Annotated in this window: 1 protein-coding gene; it reads left to right on the top strand. The window is 41.1% G+C overall.

Translation table 11 applies throughout. The annotated features are described in order from the left end of the window. Positions 1–30: 30 nt before the first annotated feature. On the top strand, positions 31–610 hold a 580-nt coding region (locus tag C1I98_RS46565), incomplete at its 3' end, for an SGNH/GDSL hydrolase family protein (protein WP_199537587.1).

The following is a 610-nucleotide window of genomic DNA, read 5'->3' as shown; positions in this document are numbered from 1 at the left end:
ATCCTGGTTAACTTAAATCGGAGGCTTACTATGAATCAAATCATCCCTACCTCGGCTAATGGGTGCATTCCTAACGTCTATTTTATGGGGCGTTGGACAACTCAGACCGTTGAAAGCAAGCCAGCAATGTATACCACTAATCTAGGCGCTCAAATTTTGTTTGAAGTTCAAAATGCTGATTATTTCACTTTAGAAGCGGTAATTAAGCCTCTTTCTGCTCCTCAAACTCTAAGCATTTATATCGATGATGAATTACATTTAACCCCACTCACCCAGTCTAAAAATGACTTTAAATTAAGTTCAAATCAGTCTCATATTGTTCGGATTTATTTTACAGGCAATACTGACCAAGATGAGATTTGGTTAGGTAATGACGGACTTACCATTAAAGATATCACGATTGCTTCAGGCACCCTAGCGGCTATTAAACCAGCTGGCCCACTCGTTGCTTTTATTGGTGATTCTGTCACCGCTGGCTGTTGGGTTCGTAGTAAAGCACCTTCTATCGGTTATGGAGCCGACCTTAACTATGCTGCTCAATTATCCCGCGCTTTAGATTGGGAAGATTATCGTATTGCCTATAGTGCTGCCGGTATAATCCGTTACGGAA

Origin of the sequence: Spongiactinospora gelatinilytica (assembly GCF_003236385.1) — a bacterium.
Taxonomy (GTDB): domain Bacteria; phylum Actinomycetota; class Actinomycetes; order Streptosporangiales; family Streptosporangiaceae; genus Spongiactinospora; species Spongiactinospora gelatinilytica.
This window is presented reverse-complemented; position numbering and strand designations above follow the sequence as displayed.